Here is a 20,457-nt window from a genome sequence, read left to right as displayed (position 1 = left end):
AATACAGCGGCAGGTGGCAATCTGTCGCTGATACTAGCCCTTAAAAATATACAGTAGGCAGTTAACGACTGCCTACTGTAAGCGCATACTGCACTGGCAGTGCTTTGTTGTCAATAAAAATACGCAGTAGAAGGATAATGACTTACGAGGGCTGTTTAGTTTTGTTAGCTTACGGTGTAATTCAAATAGACACTTCAATGAGAGACAATAGACCCCGTCTCGTTTGAGGTGACATATGAATCAGAAGCGCGTGTATAAAACGTACACTCGGGAATTTAAAAAGAAGCTGTTGCTATCAGCTTATTAAAGGACCCTGGCATGCTGCCGAGCTTGAAAAGCTATTTAAACAAGTGTTTTACTGTAGACACAATAACAACCAGAGGTTCAGCAAGTGTCTGCCTATTACCGTTTACGCGAGCGTCACATCAATGAACAGGGCGTAGCCATTGCTCACTACGAACCGACCGAGCACGCCCAGGGCGTGTGGAACCCCAATGAGCAGCATATGGCTCCGGCGACTGGTGTGCTCTGTAATGAGCTGGAGCAGTTTGCGCCCCGTCCGGAACTGCGTTATGCGCGGATCAACCTAGACATCTGGGGCATGATCCGCTTTGCTCCCTTCACCATTGAAACCCGCATCTTGCGCCCAGGTCGGACCATCGAGCTGGTTGAAGCACGCATGCTGTTAAAAGGGCAAAGCTGCATTGTTGCCAATGCTTGGCGTTTGCAAACCAGTGATACCAGCAGTATCGCGGGTCTGGAAGATGAGGCGATTCCTGACCATGAGCAGATGGGCGACTGGCATACTTTTTCGACTTGGGGTGGCGGTTATATCAACAGCTTGCAGGTGAAAAGCAATGATGAACGCCGTCCTGGTCATGGGGTGGTGTGGATGAAAAATGAGCTGGAGATGGTCGAGGGTCATCAGACTTCGGCGTTTGTGCGCCTGATGGGCATGGTTGATACGGCCAACGGAGTCGCGGCCCGTACCGAACCGGGTGCCTGGGTTTTTCCTAATGTGGACCTGAATATCAACCTGTTGCGTATGCCACAGGGACGCTGGCTGGGCTTTGACACCCACCAGCAATACGGCGATGACGGTATTGGTTTGACCAGTTCAGTGTTGCATGACGAGCTGGGTGTGTTTGGCCGCAGTGAGCAGACACTGACCATACGGGCGCTGGGTCCGGTATCGTCCCGATAGCTACAATTTGACATCCTCCCCCAGCTAAAGCAAGGGGATTCCTACAGCTAGACGGCCATGCCCGACCGCGAGAATGTTCTTGGCCGCGTTTACATCGCGGTCGCTGTGCGTGACACCACACGCACTGCACGTCCATTCTCTTATTCCAAGCCCTGCGATACCTCTCGGCCTGCTATCGGGCAGTGCGCCACAACAGCTACAGGTTTGGGTGGTGTATGCCTCGTTCACTTCCTTAAAAACGTTCCACTACTTTCGATAACCACTTCTTTACGCTTGCTATCAGCGGGCAGCAAGTGTTCATGCAAAATTCGACGTATTTCAATAATGGCAGCAGGTTTTTCTTGCACGCTGTGCCAAGAGTGAATCACTTTTTCTGAGGCAGCGTTTTTCAGGTGAGCGCTGCGATAAGGCACCACTCCATCGCTGGAGTCTATCAGTGGGATTTTTGGTTTCTCGTGCCCAATTATCGAGTGATAAGTCACGTTGGGCGAGACAGGTAGGCCGGCAGTTATGCTAATAAACGGGGATTGATCGCTCAGGTTGTCGATACTGTTAAAGCGGCGGGTGATGGGTGCTGCTTGTGCGCTGCTGGGATCTACCAAGATTTGGGCTATTTCTGTAACACGACCGAGCATTGAGAAGGGCAGCTTTATTAGTTGGGCTGACCAGCGCGCCAGTCGATTTTCGGCGATGGGTGTGCCGCGGTGTGGTGCGGCAATAAAGATAGCCCGCTGAACCTGAGGCATGGGCTCAAACCAGGCGTAGTCTTTTAGCACTTCCTGTGCGCGCCGCTTGCGTGATCCGTTGAGTTGGTAGTGCTGCACCATTTTATCCCACAGCTGATCGCCGGAGGATGAAACCATTAAGCGGGCGAGTACACCGCCCATGCTATGCCCAATCAGAATAATGTCCTGAGTAGCGGGGTGTAGGTTGGTGGGATCAAAAAAAACCAGAGTCTGCTGTATGGTTTGACGAATAGTGTGCAGGTTTAACGCAATTGGGGCGTTGGTGGGGTAATACAGCTGCCATATTTGATAATTTTTGCGCAGGGTTTCATCGCCCAACATCTCGTTGGCAACGTTTATCCAAGCCTCTGGACTGCTGGCTAGGCCGTGCAGCAATAGAATAATACGACGTTCCGGATCATAGGGTTGCATGAGATAAATATGCGGCTGTTCCAGTACTTCACCGCGGCCGATTAAGGTTAGTAATGATTGGCTGGCAAAACCTGAGCGCGCTAACCAAAGTCCGTAGCCGGAAGTAAAGTTGGCGGCTAAGGGTACGGTTTGCTGTGCAAGTTCTACTTGGTCGCTGCGGTAGGGGTCAAAGCCAAGCAGTTCAACCTCTTGTGTGGCTAATACCTGAGCTAAGTTTTCTCCCGGAAAACGCAGTATTACGGTTAAAGCGGGGAAAGGCGTTTCGCTAAAGGATTGCTGAGCGCTATGACGGTCCACCACTTTTTTTGCCATTACAGCCACCAGTTCTGCGCCTATGCCATCGCGGCGGTATTGATTGCGCATGCCTTTGAACGTTAACGATGAAGCTGGAATTAGCTCGCTGGGTAGGGCTTCGCTATGCGCTAAGCGCAGTCTTCTCAACGAGCCGCTAATGGTCCAGCTGTGGACTTGGGTATGAAAGCGGCCTTGTTCATCGAGGCTGGTGTGAAAATCTTGTTGATATTGACTAAATATGCCAGTGACTGCTTGTTGTACGGCAAAGTTGTAGTAGTCGCGTACTTGGGTTTGGCGGTCTTCTAGGGCGCGTGATTGTGGTGTGCGTTCCGAGAAAAACAAGTAGGCATAGGCGTAGCGAGCAGTTTCCAGGTAGGCGTTGAGTTGGGTCTGCGGCAATGGTTGGTTTTTGCCTTTGCTGTCTTTTTTATCCAGCGCTTGCTGTAGCCAGAGTTCAGCCAGGGTGGCCATGCGTTGCTCGTTGGTTAAGCCAGCGCTGTGTTTGAGTCTATTGCGGCAGGTATCTAAATGTTTAAGGCAGCTGCGCTCACTGAGACCAATCACTTGCAACGCTGCGTAACTGCTGGCGCTGAATTCGCCGGTGGTCAGAATATCGCCACGGCGCAATGAAATATAGTCGGCGGTGTCGACACTGACGGTTTTAACCCCAGCGCAGCCGCTCAAGAAGATAATTAAACAGATAAGTAAGCAAGAGAAGCGAAATGACTGTGGTTTTGGCATGAGCTTTAAATCGGTGCAGTCTAGAAGAGGTGCACTAGTTTAACCAGCAATACTGTGTTTGTCCTAAGGTGTGATTGAGCCATAACCAAAAGATGAATATAGGTTGTGGTAAAGCAGTTGGCGCGTTTAATGGCTTAAGCCGTCTTGTCTTTCCAGCGCTCTGCCAGAAATACCCCTAGCAAAATGATGGCCGTACCTATCCAGTGGTATACCTCAATCTGTTCGCCCAAGGTCAAAGCGGCGATAAACAAGCTAAGAATGGGCATGAGGTTAAAAAAGATAGCGATTCTGCTCGGCCCCATCAGCCGCACACCATGCAGCCAAGCCAATGGCGCAATCATTGATGCGGCTAAGCAGGCATAGAGGACCAGCGGTAAATTATCAAGGTTCAGCCCAGTTTTCGGTTGGGATAAAAACAGCGGCAGCTGCACGATAATGGCGGCAAGCATTTGTAGGTACAGCATTTGCAGGGCTGAAATACCAATTTGCCAGTGTTTCAGCAGCGTGCTGTACAGAGCATAGGACAGTACCGCCACGACCATTAAGGCGTCGCCACGATTGACTCCTCGGTTAATGAGCTGCAGCACTTCGCCGTTGGACACCACCAATAACACACCAATGAAGGCGGTGATGGCGCCGATTACGGCGGGTGTTGTTAACCGTTGTTTGAGCACTATCACGGCCAATACCAGTGCGGTGCTGGGAGTGAGTGCTTGGATTATGCCGATGTTGGCTGCGCTGGTGTATTGCGCGGCAAAGTACATCAGGCTCTGGAACATGGCCATGCCCAACGAGCCCATGATAAAAATTTTCCCAAGGTGGGGACGAATACGCCACCAATTACGCAGGGTAGGACGTAACACAAAGGGCGTCAGCAACAGCCAAGCAAACAACCAGCGGTAAAAACCGATTTCAGTTGGCTCGATGTTGGTGGCGGACATTTTGGTGATAACGGTATTGCCGGCCCAGGCGAATACCGCCAATAAGGGAAAGAGATACTGCATGCACTCGCTTCGTTAGTGGGCTAATTAATTTGTTGTCCGCAAGACTACAGTATTAAGCACCTTATTCCGAATGTGAATTATAGATTTATCCGCTAACGAATGCGCAAGCACAGCTTGCTGTAGCCGCTGGCTGGGTAGCGTGCAAATACAGGGCAGCGGTTGGGTACTAGTTGTAAGGTACGGCAGTGTTTCAGCAGGCTGCTGATTGCCACTACTAACTCCATCCGCGCTAAGGGTGCGCCCGGACACACATGAATGCCGGCGCCATAGAGCAGGTTTTGTTTGGGATCGCGCTGCCAAGAAAACTGCTCAGGATTATCAAACACTTCGGGATCACGGTTGGCTGCTACCCAGTTCAGGGTGATGGGTTGTTCTGCAGCGATAGCGCGACCACCGATCTCAACCGGGCAAGTGGTGCGGCGGCGGTTTTCTAGTAAGGGGTTATGCAAACGCTGGATTTCATCGTTGGCATACCAGAGTTTGTCGGGGTGTTGGCGTAGCTCGGCTTGTAGCTCTGGATTGCAGGCTAAATAGTGGGCAATAACGCCAATCGCAGCGGCAATGGTGCTGACTTCGCCGGCGGTCCAATTGCGTAAGATACTGGCAATTTCTGCCTCGGTTAAGGGGCGATCATTAATCTGTTCATGCATCAACTCGCTGGTAATGTCAGCGTCTTGAGGCGCTTGCGTTTGGCGGCGCTGCTCCAGTTGCGTGCTAATAATACGGGCAAACTCGTTGGCCAGCGCTGCAGTTGCGCTACGGTCACGCGCAAGGGTGGCGACCTGACTGCGCTTTAACCAGTCGAGTAAGACATCAGCCAGCTCTTGTGGCCAACCCATAAAAGCGCATTGAATTCGAGCAGCGAAGGGATAAGCAAAGGCGCGCATCAGATCAATGGCGTCTTTTTGCACAGCGGCCTGTGCAACCTCGTCAGCGATTTGCTGGCAGATAGGTGCAAACCAGTCGACCCGCTCTTGGCTAAAATAAGGTTCGATAAGCGCACGGTATAAGCCGTGCTCGGGCGGGTCCATGCCGTTAGGTACAGAAATGTGTTGCGAAACCTGATTGCTAAAACTCTGGTGATCTTCTAACACGCGCATCACATCAGCATGGCGAAACAGTGTCCATTGGCCGTCGCTGCTGTGAGCAACGGGGCATCTTTGGCGCATTTTGTCATAGGCGTGTCGTTGGTTTTGTAACACAGACTCGGCGCGTGGGTCCCAGTCGGGTTGAGTTACATCGGTCATGGGGCCTCCAGTAATATACGAGTAGAGTCGCTAGAGGCATTAACCTACCTTGCAGGTGGGATTTAGAGCTTGTTTAGAATCAAGAATCGTTTTTTCTGCTGTATGCGCGCTTTTAGCTAGGCCTGCTCGACTTCATCAGCGGCATATTCAACACAGCAAACACGATTGCGCCCAGCATTTTTTGCTTGATACAGCGCTTGGTCAGCCTGACTTTGCACGCTGTTTTCATCCTGCCCGTATAGCAGCGCTACACCAATACTGATGGTGACGTAGATAGTTTCTGTTTGCGTGATGGTGGGCGTTGCCGCGACGTGTTCACGAATTCTTTCGGCTAGCTGCTGGGCGTGCTGCAAGGTTGCCTTGGGTAGCAGCACGGCAAATTCTTCTCCACCTAAGCGGCCGGTAATATCGTCTTGTCGCAGGCTGTCGCGTATTCCCTGGGCTATATTGTGGATGACCAAATCTCCAGCGGGATGCCCGTAGGTGTCATTGACCCGCTTGAAATGGTCAATATCAAGCAGTAACAACGCCCCCGGGCAGTGCGGTGTGCTGATCTTAAGCTGTTGTTGCAGAATGTCTAAAAAGCTACGACGGTTATGCAGCCCCGTGAGTGCGTCAGTGGTCGCTAAAGTGACCAGTTCTTGCTCTTTTTTCTTACGCTCACTGATGTCTTGAATAAACCATGCATGCCCTAAAGAGCGAAAATTACGCCGAATGGGCACCCAGTCGATTTCAAAGGTGCGTCCTGCGCTGTCTTTGACTTCGCGCAGCTGGCGCTGTTTAAGGTTGTTGCGTGCCATAGGCAACCAAGCTGCCTGTTCTTGCCCTAGCATGGTTAACAGCTGTGAGTGGTGTAAGCCGATCAGACTGGAGGGCTCAGCATCCAGATTAAGCAGGGAGAGCAGGGTCGAGTTTACCATGACAATACGGTTGTTTTCGTCTTCGAGTAAAACACCCGAGGGAACCCGGATTAGCAGGGTCGCCAAACGTTCTTGCGTTTGTAGTAAGGCTCGGTTTTGCTTGGCTTTAATAACCACTAAGCGTGTAATCCAAAGCGCCGCAAGCAGTAGCAGAATGGTCGCTAATAGGTTTTGTGTTTTGCTGGCTTTAATTGCCAGCTGTACGGACGAAAGCACTTTTTCTCTACCTAAACCCAAGCTAATGACAGCAGGAAAATCAGGTATACGGTGCCACGCATAAATCCGCTCTACTCCATCAATAGGAGCTACAGCGTTATAGTGACCGCTCTGCAGGTCGGGTCGATGAAGAAACTCACGTTCGGCTGGGACTTTTTTGTCTAAGGACTCTTCCAAGGCATGGGTACGAGCAAGATATTGACCGTCATTTAGCACCAGCAGCACAACATCTTCATGAGCTGGGTATACCTGCCTAAAGGCTTCAGCAAGGTGCTCAGCGGGCACAGAAGCGAGAATTATTCCGGCAAACTGACCGTCAATCAGCATGTTATGACTAAACTGCACCGTCCATTGATTCGTCAGTACGTTGCGCACAGGACGGCTGATTAAAAAGCTGGGCTCGTTTCGTTGTGCTAGCTGTTGAAAATAATCGCGTTTCGCAACCGATAGCTCAGAAACTGGTTGGTCAGATTGCGTATGGCTGTTAAACAGCACCTTACCTTCAGCGTCAGTTACGATAATGACATCCAACGAGCCTTTGAAAATACCCTGCTGTGCAAGCCCGACCAGCTTACGAAATACGGCTTCGTCATGGTCTTGCCAATGCTCAATGAGGTGCTCAAGTATAAAATTAATGCCGAGCAACTGTGAACGCACCTGCATACTTAATGCATGTGCTGCTTGGCTGGCGCGTAACTGTGCTTGTACCTGCGCTTGCGCCAGTTGGTTTTGGTGGGAGAAGTCTAGGCGCAACCAGTATGCAGCCAAAAGGCCTAAGAAAATTAGCCAAGCTAAATCTAAGCGTGTCCAAATGCGATGGTGTGCAGGCTTGTTGGATAGCATGCTTAACTCTTCAAAATATAGGCGCAGTAAATGACTACTGCGCCTGCGTAAAGCTAATGTTTTATTTATTAAAGCTGGTTAGTAAAGAGACCAAACCAAGCAATACCCATAATGATTGTAAGTATATCACTTTGATGGTAGATGGTTCTGAGATTAGTCAAAAGAAAGTTGCGCGGTGGTTAGCCGGCAGTTACCGCAGAACTGCTTACAAGGACAGGCTGATTGCACGACGATCGCGCAAGTCTTTAAAAGCCATGGCCAGTGCAAGCAAAATAATTAGAATAATGGCAGCAAAACCGACACTTACTGCGATGGGCCACGAGCTGAGAGGGCGCACAGCAAAGACGATTGCCGTAATTACCGCGATGCCTACGGAAGTGCCAATACGCTGCCCGGTTTGCATGATCGCACCTGAACTGCCGGCATAAGCCAGCGGTACTTCAGCCAAGGTAAGCGTTTGATTGGGGCTGATGACTGAACCCTGACCGAGGCCAAACAAAGCCAGCGATAGCAACAGCCACCAAATACTTAGGCCGTAAAACTCGTGCAGCAAGATAACGGCAACGCTGGACAGTAGGCCCAATAGCGCAAAGCTTAAACCACCAATAACGATTTTGCGCCCGTAACGATTAACGCGCTTACCCGCCCAGTTAGCTGAGTAGGCGGATAACAACGCTGAAGGAATGCCTACCATGCCGGCCTCAAAAGCTGAAAAACCAACACCTTGCTGTACATACAGGGGTATGAGTACCCACACGCTGGTCATGCCCAAAAAATATAGCGCCATAATAATACTGCCGTTGCGGTAGCTGGACGTGGCAAAAATTTTCAAATCCACCATGGGGCTATAACCGCGCTTGGTGTACCAGCGCTCCCAGCGTGCCCAGAGAAAAAACAGCAGTAAACCGACGGGCAACAGTAGCCAAACTAACTTGGAATGCTGTGACTCGACAAAGGGAAACAGCACCGCTAAAACACCTAAACCCAGCAATAAAGCACCGATAGGATCGAGCGAGCTTAAACCTGATTGTTGTTGCAGCTTGGGTTGGCGTATTAACGGGCGGGGAAACCACAAAAAAGCTAACACTAGGGTCAACACGCCGACGGGCACGTTAACTAAAAACGTGAGTCGCCAGCCGTTCTCTGCACCGCCAAGCTCAATCAGCATGCCGCCAAGAATGGGGCCGATAGCGACTGAAACTCCGACCGTGGTGCCAAAAAAACCAAATGCGCGCCCCCGTTCTGAACCGCGAAAATACTGCTGAATCATGCCAACGCCCTGCGGATTGAGCAAGCCTGAACCAACGCCCTGCACAAAGCGTGCGGTATTCAACCACTGTGCATCTGGTGCTAAGCCTGCAGCAATTGAAGACAGAGTAAACAGCGCCACACCCAGGATAAAAAAGCCGCCGCGACCCATTAAATCCCCGGCGCGGCCAGCGCTAACCAGCACTACGCCAAAGGTCAGCGCATAACCAGACAGCACCCATTGAATATCGGACTGGCTGGCGCTTAACCCTTCTTGAATTGAGGCCAGCGCCACATTGATCACGCTCACGCTCATCAGCGACATAAAAATCGCCATCAGCAGCACCATCAGAATACGCCAGCGAATGGGATCGCTGCTGTAGTCGAGGTCGTGAGGGGTTTGCGTGATCGGTGCGGTCATTCGGTCACCAGTTATTGGAAGACTTGCTTAAACTTATCTTCATCTAAGTAACGTTCAAAACCACTGATTGAGCGGTTGACGTTGGCATCGTTCATTAACTCTTGCATGGCAACTTCGCCCACCAGTTTGAACGCATTAACCAGTGCTGCCGAACCGTGCTGCTTCATGGCAAATTTCACTTGATTGGGACAGTCTTGTGTCATCAGCCGGGTAATGAGATTGGCAGTAAACAGGTCTGTGCTATCCCTGTCTGCAGTCGAGATATTGGCATAAGGCTCAAGCGTGCTGTGTGTAGAAATAGCGACAAATATCCACTTGGCGAGCTCTTTTCTTTCTCGCCCGTTTAGCGAGTCGGTAAAACAGGAGGCTAGCTGCTGTGAGGATTGATTGGCCTGCGACAAGGGTGGAAATAATAAACCAGCCATCACAGATAAAATAAGCAGTGTTTTTTTCATAATTATTCCTTGAGTAATCCTGTACATAAGACGAGTAAAATCGCCCCACCAATATAACCTAATTAGAAATCTACCTCAGAATAACTTCTCAAAATCCATAAGCGTCCGTAGACACCGCCTGCAGGAAGCATCTGTGAGGGCTCTAGTGGTTGGCACAGCTCTTGTGGGAGCGCAACTCTTGCGCGAATGGGATTTGCCGGCAGCACTTAAGTTGGCTGATGCTCTCATCGCGCATAAGATGCGCTCCTACAGTACAGGGTAAAGGTTCAGCTTGATTATTTTGGCTGTGGCGTTTATTGTGCAGCGGCTTTTATGTTGTAAGGTGGCTGGCAAATTCCAGCCTGAAAAGGGAAGTTTAACGACGCTGCCCCCGCAACGGTACACGACGCGTTTCTAACGCACGCTTATGCCATAACCACTGGTGAACACTGGGAAGGTGCATAGGTTTATCGTCAGCCCGGAGACCTGCCTTACTGCTTTGAACTGGTGTTGCGGAGGGCTGCACCGTCAAGTGCAGTCTGTCTTTCCCTATTCCCGCACTTGCTCCTGCCCTCCTCAAAAAAACTTTTGAGGAATCCACTGAAATGAAACTGTCCCGCCTAGCGCTTGCCGTTGCGTTGCTGCCTGTATCGAGTCTGTACGCAATTGCAGATAATAATGAAGATGCTTTAAAACTATCCAGCACAGTCATTACCGCTAACCGCACCGTCGAGTCTCGTAAAGACTCCACGGCTGCAGTAACGGTATTTACCCGCGAAGATATTGATCGTCTGCAGCCGGTTAACGTGGCAGATTTGTTGAGCCGCGTGCCGGGAGTACAGATTCAGCAGTCTGGTGGTCGTGGTAGTCAGACTGGTGTATTTATTCGTGGCACTAGTACAGCACGTAGCATTGTTCTAGTAGATGGCGTGCGTGTCGGTTCTGTCACTGCGGGTGGCGCTAATGGTGCGTTAGAACATTTAAACATCGATCAAATTGAGCGTATAGAAGTTCTGCGTGGTGCTCGCTCAGCTATGTATGGTTCTGATGCAATAGGTGGTGTGATTCAGATTTTTACTCGCCGTGGCTCAAGTGAAGGGATACAGGGGCGTGTGCGAGCTGCTGCAGGTAATAAGGGTGTTTGGGAGCGTAGTGCGGGTGTTTCAGGCGGTAACCAAGATACTCGCTTTAACCTCAGTGCTAATTTGGATGAAAGGAAGGGATTTGATCGGACAAATAAATCCTTTGATTCAGACGCTGATCGCGATGCGTATCGCAATAAGTCAGTGAGCCTTAGTTTCTCCCATGCATTTAATGAGCAATTTAGAGTAGGTGTTAATGCACTGGACCAGCGTGGGAAAACAGAAGCAGATAATCCTGCCGGGAGTGGCTGGCCGATAGCAGTTGGTACGCAAGAGTACACTGAGTTTACTGCCAGCTCTGCGTCTACCTTTCTTGAGTTTCAAGCAACAGAAAAGTGGTCAAGTCGCTTAGAGTTAGGGCACAGTGAGGATAAGTTAAGTATGTACAATAAACTGTCATCGCCCTCACTGTTGCGCGATATTAATTCATATCGTGATTCTGCAGTTTGGCTAAATACACTACGACTCCATGAACAGCATACTTTACGCGCTGGCGTTGATTACTTAAATGAGAAAGTACGTACAGATAAAAACACCACTTATGAGGAAGATAGTCGCTGGAACCAAGCGGCTTTTATTCAGCATAGTTACAAGGGTGATGTGTTCGGTACAGAGCTGGGTTTACGCCACGATAAAAACCAACAGTTTGGTAATAGAAATACGTGGAATGCAGCGTTTATATTACCGGTAGGGCAAGCTAATGAACTTAGTTTATCGTATTCGGAAGGGTTCAGGGCGGGTTCGCTAAGTGACTCTTACGGTCCTGCGAGTTGGGGGGCTAACCCAAATTTAAAGGCTGAAAAATCTAAGAGTTATGAATTGCAGTGGCGCAGCCAATTGACGGATGGAATCTCCCTAGAAACATCGCTCTATCATACAGAAATTCGAGATATGATTGTATATGTGAGCGACCCAGTGACGTGGGTTGGCGGGATGGAGAACGTGGATAAGGCGCGCATCAACGGTCTTGAAACATCCTTACAGCATGAGATCTTCGGTGCGAATGGTGCTTTAAACCTCAGTTTTGTTGATTCGCGTGACCAGGAATCTGGACATCAAAATCCACGTATAGCCAAACGCACTTTAAGCTACGACTTAGACAAGCAGTTAGGTGCTTTTGGTGTAGGCGGTACATGGCGCATGGCTAGCAGCAGCTTTAATGATGTAAATAATAAGCAAGAGATTGCAGGCTTTGGCACCATGGATCTACGCGGCAGCTGGCAAGCAACGCAGGATTTAGGTCTTGATCTGCGTTTAGCCAATATCTTTGATAAAAAATATTCCCGTGCTTTATATAGCTATGACGGAAAAAACTACGGCTATCGTGAAGACCGTTTTACCGTACTGCTAGGTGCAACTTGGACGCCTAATCTGTAAGCAGCAGATAAACCCAGAACCCCTTAAGTAGCAAGGATGCTACTATGACTAGGACGTTCAAAAGCAGGTATGCTTAAAGCGGTGCTACTTCTTGTAGGCACCGCTTTTTTATTCTAAATCACTAACGATTTTTATTGCTGGTGAAAACTACTCACCGGCAATATGCGTACCGGCTTCGCCAGCGAGTAAGGCGAGGGCGTCGGATAGGCGACCGATGGCGCTAAAACCACCGGCGGCGGCAAAGCTGGCGCAGGCTCTGATTTTTGGCCCCATAGAACCGGCAGGCAAGGTCATGGATTGCGCTTCGGCTACGGTTAGCTTGCTTAGCTTCTTGGCTTGCGGCGTGCCAAAGTCTTGGTAGACCGCTTCAACGTCGGTCAAAATCAACAGTGCATCCGCGCCTATTTGCTTAGCTAAAAACGCACTGGAAAGGTCCTTGTCGATCACCGCCTCAATGCCCTGCAAGCTGTTATCAGCTTGACGTACTACAGGAATACCGCCACCACCGTTACAGATCACCACAATATTTTGCTCGATGAGCAGTTTTAGTACCTGCAGGTCGGGAATTTCTAGCGGCTGTGGCGAGGGAACTACGCGACGCCATTTATCGCCATCTTGTGCGATTTGCCAGCCTTGCTTGGCGGCGCGCTCGTGCGCTTCTTCTTTAGAGTACACCGGGCCGATGTATTTGGTGGGCGTGGTAAACGCAGGATCATTGGAGTCGACCACGACTTGGGTTAACAAAGTGGCGATAGGGCGGCTGTTTTGCAGAGTGTTTTTTAACTCTTGTTCGACGAAATAACCGATCATGCCGGCAGTTTTTGCGCCGAGCACATCAAGCGGATAGCATTCGTCAGGCTTGTAGGCTTCACCCTGCAATGCCAGCAGACCCACCTGAGGGCCATTACCATGGGTAATAATTAATTGGTGTCCGGCGTTGATAATTTGCGCCAACGCTTGCGCGGCTTGTTTTACATTTTTGCGCTGAACCTCGGCTGTCATGGGCTCACCGCGCTGTAATAGAGCATTTCCGCCCAATGCTGCAACAACTAACATAAAAATACACCTTAATAAAATCACTGATAACTAGGGTACCCTGTCACGGGGAGCCCAGTTTAAAATTGTCGATATTGTGGCACAGCGTGTAGATATGTACAGGATTAATCAGCGGGCTATTGAGGTTTTCTGTCTAAGGAAAATGCTGTTGTGGGTTGGCATAGCTGTTGTGGATTGGCATAGCTGTTGTGGATTGGCACAGCTGTTGTGGGAGCGCAATTCTTGCGCGAATGGGATTTGCCGGCAGCATTTAAGTTGGCTGATGCTCTCATCGCGCATAAGATGCGCTCCCACAGTGTGCGTTTTACGCGATTGGTTTTTCCCTAAACGCTCAAGCTGGCTTATAGTCCGCTATCACCCAAGAACTAGGCTTGTACAAGAGTAAAGTTAGGATGCAGCACAGATTCGGCACTATTGAATATCAACTAAAGCGCAGAGCGGTTAAGCACATGCGTATTCAAGTATTGCCGCCTAATGGGGCTGTGCAGGTGATAGTGCCGCACCATGCCAGTGATTCTGCGATTGCTCATATGCTTGAAGCGCGCACTGACTGGATCATAAAACACCAACAGAATTTCTTACGTCGCCCACAACCAATCGAGCTGCAATGGGTCAGCGGCGAGCAGCATTATTTGTGGGGTAACCCTTATCAACTCGAGCTGATAGAACAGCAGGGTAAGCATCAAGTGCTATTGAAGCAGGGCAACCGCCTGCAATTACGGGTCCGCCCGGACACAGATACGGCTAACAAAGCTAAGGTGATGCAGGCCTTTTATCGGCAGCAACTTGAGCAAGCAGTCCCGGCGCTGCTAGAAAAATGGCAGCCGTGCATGGCCGTGGCGGTTAATGAATGGCGCAGTAAGCAAATGAAAACCCGCTGGGGCACCTGTAACATTAACGCCAAGCGTATTTGGTTGAATGTTGAATTGGTCAAAAAACCCTATCCTTGTTTGGAATACGTGGTGGTGCACGAGTTGGCGCACCTGCTTGAACCTAGTCATAACCATCGCTTTGTTGGTTTTATGGATAAGTTTCTTCCAGACTGGCGTGAGCGCCGTAAATTGCTGAATCAGCGCCCTTTGATTTGAGCTTATAGGCCTTAGCGCTAGCTGCGCTGCCTGGGTGGGGCGTTTCTGTTACCATTGCGCGCAAATTATTATTCTTACTGTCATGGAGTGTTCAATGTCTGAGTTCCCACCTTGCCCAGCCTGTGCTGAAGAAATTACCTATCCTGATATGCACAACTATGTGTGTGCTACCTGTGGTCATGAATGGCCCATGCAGGAAGATACCGAAGCTGAGGATAAGCCCAAGTTTCGTGATGCCCACGGTACGCCTTTAGAAGATGGCGATACGGTTACATTGATTAAAGATTTGAAGGTCAAAGGCAGTTCGATGGTGGTCAAAATGGGTACGCGTATCACCAATATCAAGTTGGTTGAAGGTGATCATGATGTGGATTGCCGTGTGGATGGGCAGAAGCTGATGCTCAAGTCCTGCTTTATGAAAAAGGCGTAAGTACCTGTTGGAGCGCGGCTGCAGGATGAGGTGGATTATAAAGCTGGTTTAGGTGTTGCCAGAAAGTCCAATCGCGCAAAAGTTGCGCTCCTACAAAATCGTGCCTGTACAAATCTGTTGGAACCTAACTTCTGCACGATGCGAGCCAAAAACCAACTCAAAAACCGCCGGAAAATTATAATCGCGCAAAAGTTGCGCTTCTACAAGAGCTAAGTCCGCTCCAACAAGGGCTCTGTAAGAGCCCTGCTTTATTGAGTAACGGCCTCAGCAACTTTTAGGCGGGGTGCGCGCCTGCGCTGTAGCCAATAGATGAGCATAAATAACGCCAGTCCCGGTAGCCACATCACTTCTTTAGGGACTCTTTCGCTGGGGATGCGTGCACTCACGATTTCTTGGTCAAACTCAAGACCGATTTTAGCGGCAGGGCTAGCAAAGGCGACGTTATCAATAATCAGCTTATCACCCTCATAGATGACCTCTAAGCCCATTTCAGCTAAGCGTTGCTCGCCATCGCCCTCATTAGGAACGGGGAGCAGTACAACAAAGCTTTTCTCATTACCAATGTAGTCTTCGCCCTTAATACGCAAGCGTAGCTGGGTGCCGGGTGTAAGCGTGCCGATGCTTTCAACAAAGGTCTGGCGATTCAAATCCTGATAGGGGTCATCCACCATATCCAACCAAAAACCCGGTCTGAATAGCGTAAAGGCAACGACTAGCAGCAAAATACTTTCGTACCAACGGCTGCGCGTCACGAGCCAGCCTTGAGTACCGGCAGCAAAAATCAGCATCGCACCGGTCGCTACGATGAAAATAATGATGCCGTGTAGCCAGTCGACATTAATCAGCAGTAAATCCGTGTTAAAGATAAACAGAAACGGCAACGCGGCTGTGCGCAGGCTGTAGTAAAAAGCTTGCATCCCGGTTTTTATCGGACTGCCTTTGGAAACTGCAGCAGCGGCAAAAGAAGCCAAACCCACCGGCGGGGTCACGTCGGCCATGATGCCAAAATAAAATACAAATAGATGCACAGCGATTAATGGCACAATTAAACCGCTTTGTTGCCCTAACGCCACAATGACCGGCGCAAGTAAGCTGGACACCACAATATAGTTAGCAGTGGTCGGCAAGCCCATCCCCAGAATCAGGCTAAATACAGCGGTTAAAATTAGCATCAACAGCAGGTTGCCCATCGACAAAAACTCGACCAAGTCAGCCAGTACCAGACCCACTCCGGTTTGCGATACCGCGCCGACAATAACGCCCGCAGTGGCGGTGGCAATGCCTATGCCGATCATATTGCGCGCACCGGTAATCAAACCTTCACGCAGATCCACAGCACCATCGCGGGTGGCGTTTTTTACTTCGCTAAGGTTGCCACGCATCCAACACAGAATAGGACGTTGGGTGAGCAGAATGCCAATCAGCATCACACTGCCCCAGAAGGCGGATAAACCGGGAGATAGGCGCTCAACCATTAGGCACCAAACCAGTACCACGACCGGTAAAATAAAGTGCAAGCCAGATAGCAGCACTGTGCGGGTATCAGGCAAGGTTTCAATGGGCTTGTCTGGATCTTCAATTGGCAGCGGCTGGCGACTGGCGGCAACTTTTAATAAGCCCAGATAACACAACGTAAGCATGAGGCAAATAACTAAAAGAGCATAGTCGCCCAGCATAGGCTTGAGCCAGCCTAAACCATAATAAACGGCTAGGGATACACCAGAAATTAACATAGCGCCAAAAGCAAAACCCGTTAGACGTTTGAGCCAAGGTTTATGCTCAACCGCGCCAATGGGCTGCATACCCAGCTTTAAAGCTTCCAAATGTACGATATATAGCAGCGCGATATAGGAAATGGCGGCGGGTAAAAAAGCGTGTTTGATAATCTCAACATAAGAAATGCCGACATATTCGACCATTAAAAAAGCGGCTGCGCCCATTACCGGCGGCATGATCTGCCCGTTAACCGAAGAAGTCACCTCAACCGCACCTGCTTTTTCCGAAGAAAAACCCACTTTTTTCATCATCGGAATGGTAAAGGTACCGGTGGTGACAACGTTGGCAATGGATGAGCCTGAGATCATGCCGGTTAGCGCTGAGGCTACCACGGCGGCCTTGGCTGGTCCGCCGCGCATATGTCCCAACAAGCTGAAGGCGAGCTGAATAAAGTAGTTGCCTGCACCCGCGCGCTCTAATAGTGCGCCAAACAGAACAAACAAAAACACAAAACTGGTAGATACGCCCAGCGCGATACCGAACACGCCTTCGGTAGTAATCCACTGGTGATTGGCTAAGGCTTTTAAGCTAACACCGCGGTGGGCAAGCATGTCAGGCATATAGGGGCCAGCCACGCTGTATATTAGAAAGAGCAGCGCAATAATAGCTAAGGGCGGACCTAAGGTGCGCCGAGTAGCCTCAAGCAGTAAAGGAATACCCAAGCAAGCAACCGCAAAGTCGGCTGTTGTTAAAGTGCCGGGACGTAAAGCAAGGTGTTGATAAAAAACAAATAAATAGGCCGCACTGGCTAACGCTAGCAATGCCAGAGCGATGTCGGTGATGGGGATGTAATGCCGAGGCGATCGTTTAAAAGCCGGATAGGCCAAAAAAGCTAACAGCAGTGCAAAGGATAAATGGATGGAACGTGTTTCGGTGTCGTTTAGCACAGCCCATTTAAAAATAAAGGGCAAAGGTGAGGCGATCCATAATTGAAACAAAGACCAACTTAAGGCAATTGCTGCAATGAGAATGCTCATTAAGCCTTGGGGAGAGCGAGCGCCTGATTCCTGCGCAATTAATTCTTCTGCGCTAATATGCTCAGTGCTAGACATATTTACCACCTTGGAAATGAAAGAACGGCTTCTCTAATCAATTAAAGAAGCCGTCCGGTTATGCGAATTACATCCAGCCGCGTTCTTTATAGTAACGAATAGCGCCTTCGTGTAGAGGGGCAGAAAGCCCCGCCTTAATCATTTCTTTCTCATCCAAGTCATTGAATGCAGGGTGGATTTTCTTGAAGCGGTCAAGGTTGTCAAACACAGACTTAACTACCTGATAAACCACATCTGGGCTAATTTTAGCGCTGGTGGATAGTACCGCTTTACCACCGATAGAAGCCGTTGGTTTGTCATTACCTTTGTACATGCCACCTGGAATTTGCGCCTTGGTGTAGTAGCTTTTTTCTGCCAGTAGCGCATCAATTTCAGGACCTTCAATAGGAACAAAAACAGCGTCAACAGTAGTAGTGGCTTCTTGAATAGAGCCGTTAGGGTGACCCACAAAATAGGTCATTGCATCGATGTTGTTATCGTTAAGTGCGCTGGCTTGCTCGGCTGGTTTTAGTTCAGCAGCCAATGAGAAAACCGACTTTTCCCAGCCTTTCTTCTCCATGATTTCTTCCAGCGTGTCACGCTGACCAGAGCCTGGGTTACCGATATTAACGCGCTTACCTTTTAAGTCGTCGAGTTTAGCGATATTGGCATCACGGCGCGCCAATACGGTGAACACTTCGCCCTGTACGGAGAATAACGCACGTATGTCCTCCATTTTACCTTCAGCAGCAAAAGGTGCTAAACCTTCCATTGCCTTGTATTGGTGATCGGATTGCATCACGCCAAAGTTAAATTCACCACTGCGAATACCATTGACGTTAGCTACACCGCCGCCACTGGCCGGTGCGTTACATTTGATGTTATGGGTTTTGGTGTCGCGGTTAACAAAACGGCAAATGGATTGGCCGACTACATAGTAAACGCCGGTTTGACCGCCTGTACCGATGGTGACGTAATTGTCTTCAGCTTGAGCAACACCGGTTAGGGCAGTGCTGGCTAGTGCCGCTGAGAAGGCCACCGCTAGGGTTTTTTTATACATGTTTTTTCTCCTGAGGTTAGCTTGTGACGTTACGTGAAACATTGGTTTTACGTAACACGCTTTGCTCGGTTACAAGGGGAATGAAGTACTGCATTGCGAGGTGGCTTCGGCGCGCTAAGTGCGTCAAAAATACCACATGGTTAGTTTATACCCCATCTAGCCACCAGAATAAAACCTTTAAATGCTTTTTCTAAAGACTTTAGAATTACGTTGGTAGTTATACAGCGCCGCTTTTTGTTGTGGTAGCTGCTCTATTGAGCAGGGCTCAAAACCGCGCTCTTGAAACCAATGCGCTGTGCGTGTAGTAAGTACAAATAAAGAATTTAAATTCAAACGCTTAGCTTGGTTTTCTAGGTGCTCAAGCAGGGTATCGCCACGACCGCCGTGACGGTAGTCGGGATGCACGGCTAAGCAAGCCAGCTCAGCTGTTTTTTCTTCCACAAAAGGGTATAAAGCTGCACAAGCGATAATCAGGCCGTCACGCTCGATCACGGTAAAATTGGCATACTCCTGTGCCAGCAAATCCTGCGGGCGACTGACTAGTACGCGCTGTTCTTCGAGTGGACGAATCAGTGCGGCTAACCCAGCAATATCCTCAACACCGGCTTGGCGCACTTGCTCAAAATGACCGTGATCAACCAGAGTGCCGCAACCGTCACGGGTAAACAGTTCCGAGAGCAAAGCGCCGTCAATCTGGTAGCTGATAATGTGGCTACGTGACACGTTATGCTGGCAAGCAGAGATGGCCGCCTGCAACGCCGAAACATTGGGTTGCTCAAATAGCTGGGCGTGCTCAATCGCTTGCTCTAGCTTGAGCTCGCGGATTAGCTGCTGTTGCTCGTCCAGTATGCCCTGTTCAGCTGTAAACAAAATAAGCTTGTCGGCGTTCAGGCTAATGGCGGTTTGGGTGGCTACGTCTTCACAGGCAAGGTTAAATACTTCACCGGTGGGCGAATAGCCCAAGTGGGGCAGTAGCACGATGTTGCGCTGCTCCAGTAACGCCTGTATGCCTTCAGCATCGACACGGCGCACTTCACCGGTATGCTGGTAATCAACACCGTCAATAACACCGCAAGGTTTAGCCGCAACAAAATTGCCACTAACCACTTTTAATTTAGCGCCCTGCATCGGTGAGGCGGCCATATTGACAGACAGCTGGGCTTCTAAATAAGTACGTAACTGTCCAGCCGCATCAATCACGCAGGCCAGTGTGCGCGCGTCGGTAATGCGCAATGCGTGGTGGTAGTTGGATGCAATTTGTGCCGCCTTTAGGCGCGCCTCAATCTGTGGGCGTGCGCCATAAACTAAAACCATGCGTACACCCAAGCTGTGCAGCAACACTATGTCGTGCAGAATATGGGTAAAGTTTGCGTGTGCTATGCCTTCACCGGGCAGCATGATGACAAAGGTGCGCTCGCGGTGGGCATTGATATAGGGTGAGGAGTGGCGTAGCCAGCTGACATAGTCGTGCATAAAGCAGCCTAAATATTCTGTGATTTTAATAGGCACTAATATAACAGGAACGCAATAGCGCGTAAGCCACAAGTTCCATGTAGGAGCGCAACTCTTGCGCGATTGGAGCCCGAACCTGGCACAACTGGTTTTATCCTGTTGCTCATGTGGGTACCTCAAGTCCGCTTCGCGCATAAGATGCGCTCCCACAGGGTGCCCTTCTCTAGCACTTCGTCCAGAAGCTGGGTTCCAGCAGGGTGTCTTGGCTTAACCTTCGTCCAGAAGCTGGTTTCCCACAGGTGTTGTGCTTGCTGGC

General features: G+C 49.9%; 15 protein-coding genes and 1 riboswitch. Of the genes, 4 read left to right on the top strand and 11 right to left on the bottom strand.

What is annotated here, in order from left to right:
- The first annotated feature begins 391 nt into the window (after nt 1-391).
- On the top strand, nt 392-1,204 hold the full coding sequence (locus tag QEZ41_RS08250; RefSeq protein WP_289410952.1) for a thioesterase family protein: 813 nt from the start codon (nt 392-394) through the stop codon (nt 1,202-1,204).
- A 24-nt stretch (nt 1,205-1,228) separates the two neighbouring features.
- Here QEZ41_RS08250 and QEZ41_RS08245 read toward each other — a convergent pair whose 3' ends face one another.
- The 7 genes from QEZ41_RS08245 to QEZ41_RS08215 form a co-directional block, all read right to left on the bottom strand.
- Complete coding sequence (locus QEZ41_RS08245; RefSeq protein WP_289410951.1) at nt 1,229-1,432, bottom strand: zinc ribbon domain-containing protein; 204 nt, start codon at nt 1,430-1,432, stop codon at nt 1,229-1,231.
- Nucleotides 1,429-3,396, bottom strand: coding sequence for an esterase/lipase family protein (locus tag QEZ41_RS08240; RefSeq protein ID WP_289410950.1), 1,968 nt, complete (start codon nt 3,394-3,396; stop codon nt 1,429-1,431). Before QEZ41_RS08240 ends, QEZ41_RS08245 begins: the two co-directional genes overlap by 4 nt.
- A gap of 134 nt (nt 3,397-3,530) precedes the next feature.
- Nucleotides 3,531-4,400 carry a DMT family transporter gene (locus QEZ41_RS08235; protein ID WP_289410949.1) on the bottom strand — a complete coding sequence of 290 codons (870 nt, stop codon included), beginning with the start codon at nt 4,398-4,400 and terminating at the stop codon, nt 3,531-3,533.
- Between the two features lie 92 nt (nt 4,401-4,492).
- On the bottom strand, nt 4,493-5,647 hold the full coding sequence (locus QEZ41_RS08230; RefSeq protein WP_289410948.1) for a cytochrome P450: 1,155 nt from the start codon (nt 5,645-5,647) through the stop codon (nt 4,493-4,495).
- A 116-nt stretch (nt 5,648-5,763) separates the two neighbouring features.
- Nucleotides 5,764-7,626 carry a sensor domain-containing diguanylate cyclase gene (locus tag QEZ41_RS08225; RefSeq protein ID WP_289410947.1) on the bottom strand — a complete coding sequence of 621 codons (1,863 nt, stop codon included), beginning with the start codon at nt 7,624-7,626 and terminating at the stop codon, nt 5,764-5,766.
- 205 nt (nt 7,627-7,831) lie between these two features.
- Nucleotides 7,832-9,295 (bottom strand): MFS transporter, encoded by a 1,464-nt coding sequence (locus tag QEZ41_RS08220; protein ID WP_289410946.1) that lies wholly within the window; start codon nt 9,293-9,295, stop codon nt 7,832-7,834.
- A gap of 11 nt (nt 9,296-9,306) precedes the next feature.
- Complete coding sequence (locus QEZ41_RS08215; RefSeq protein WP_289410944.1) at nt 9,307-9,750, bottom strand: hypothetical protein; 444 nt, start codon at nt 9,748-9,750, stop codon at nt 9,307-9,309.
- Nucleotides 9,751-10,053: 303 nt separating this feature from the next.
- Nucleotides 10,054-10,237, top strand: a riboswitch (cobalamin riboswitch).
- Nucleotides 10,238-10,334: 97 nt separating this feature from the next.
- Here QEZ41_RS08215 and QEZ41_RS08210 point away from each other — a divergent pair.
- On the top strand, nt 10,335-12,248 hold the full coding sequence (locus QEZ41_RS08210; protein WP_289410943.1) for a TonB-dependent receptor domain-containing protein: 1,914 nt from the start codon (nt 10,335-10,337) through the stop codon (nt 12,246-12,248).
- Nucleotides 12,249-12,395: 147 nt separating this feature from the next.
- Here the strand turns inward: QEZ41_RS08210 and arcC are convergent, their stop codons facing one another.
- A complete protein-coding gene (gene arcC / locus QEZ41_RS08205) occupies nt 12,396-13,304 on the bottom strand; it encodes a carbamate kinase (protein ID WP_289410942.1) in 909 nt (302 codons plus the stop codon).
- Nucleotides 13,305-13,696: 392 nt separating this feature from the next.
- Between arcC and QEZ41_RS08200 the strand changes: the two genes are divergently transcribed.
- The gene (locus tag QEZ41_RS08200) at nt 13,697-14,392 is read left to right on the top strand and encodes a M48 family metallopeptidase (protein WP_289410940.1); all 696 of its coding nucleotides are present in this window, start codon (nt 13,697-13,699) and stop codon (nt 14,390-14,392) included.
- Between the two features lie 94 nt (nt 14,393-14,486).
- Nucleotides 14,487-14,822, top strand: a complete 336-nt coding sequence (locus QEZ41_RS08195) for a zinc ribbon domain-containing protein YjdM (protein ID WP_289410939.1) — start codon at nt 14,487-14,489, stop codon at nt 14,820-14,822.
- Between the two features lie 248 nt (nt 14,823-15,070).
- Here the strand turns inward: QEZ41_RS08195 and QEZ41_RS08190 are convergent, their stop codons facing one another.
- The 3 genes from QEZ41_RS08190 to argA all read right to left on the bottom strand — a co-directional run bounded on the left by QEZ41_RS08190 (nt 15,071) and on the right by argA (nt 20,162).
- The gene (locus tag QEZ41_RS08190; protein ID WP_289410937.1) at nt 15,071-17,650 is read right to left on the bottom strand and encodes a TRAP transporter permease; all 2,580 of its coding nucleotides are present in this window, start codon (nt 17,648-17,650) and stop codon (nt 15,071-15,073) included.
- 67 nt (nt 17,651-17,717) lie between these two features.
- Nucleotides 17,718-18,689 (bottom strand): TAXI family TRAP transporter solute-binding subunit, encoded by a 972-nt coding sequence (locus tag QEZ41_RS08185; protein ID WP_289410935.1) that lies wholly within the window; start codon nt 18,687-18,689, stop codon nt 17,718-17,720.
- 177 nt (nt 18,690-18,866) lie between these two features.
- Nucleotides 18,867-20,162 (bottom strand): amino-acid N-acetyltransferase, encoded by a 1,296-nt coding sequence (argA, locus tag QEZ41_RS08180; RefSeq protein WP_289410934.1) that lies wholly within the window; start codon nt 20,160-20,162, stop codon nt 18,867-18,869.
- Between the last annotated feature and the right edge of the window lie 295 nt (nt 20,163-20,457).

The organism is Thiopseudomonas acetoxidans, assembly GCF_030362935.1.
GTDB classification, from domain to species: domain Bacteria; phylum Pseudomonadota; class Gammaproteobacteria; order Pseudomonadales; family Pseudomonadaceae; genus Thiopseudomonas; species Thiopseudomonas acetoxidans.
This window is presented reverse-complemented; position numbering and strand designations above follow the sequence as displayed.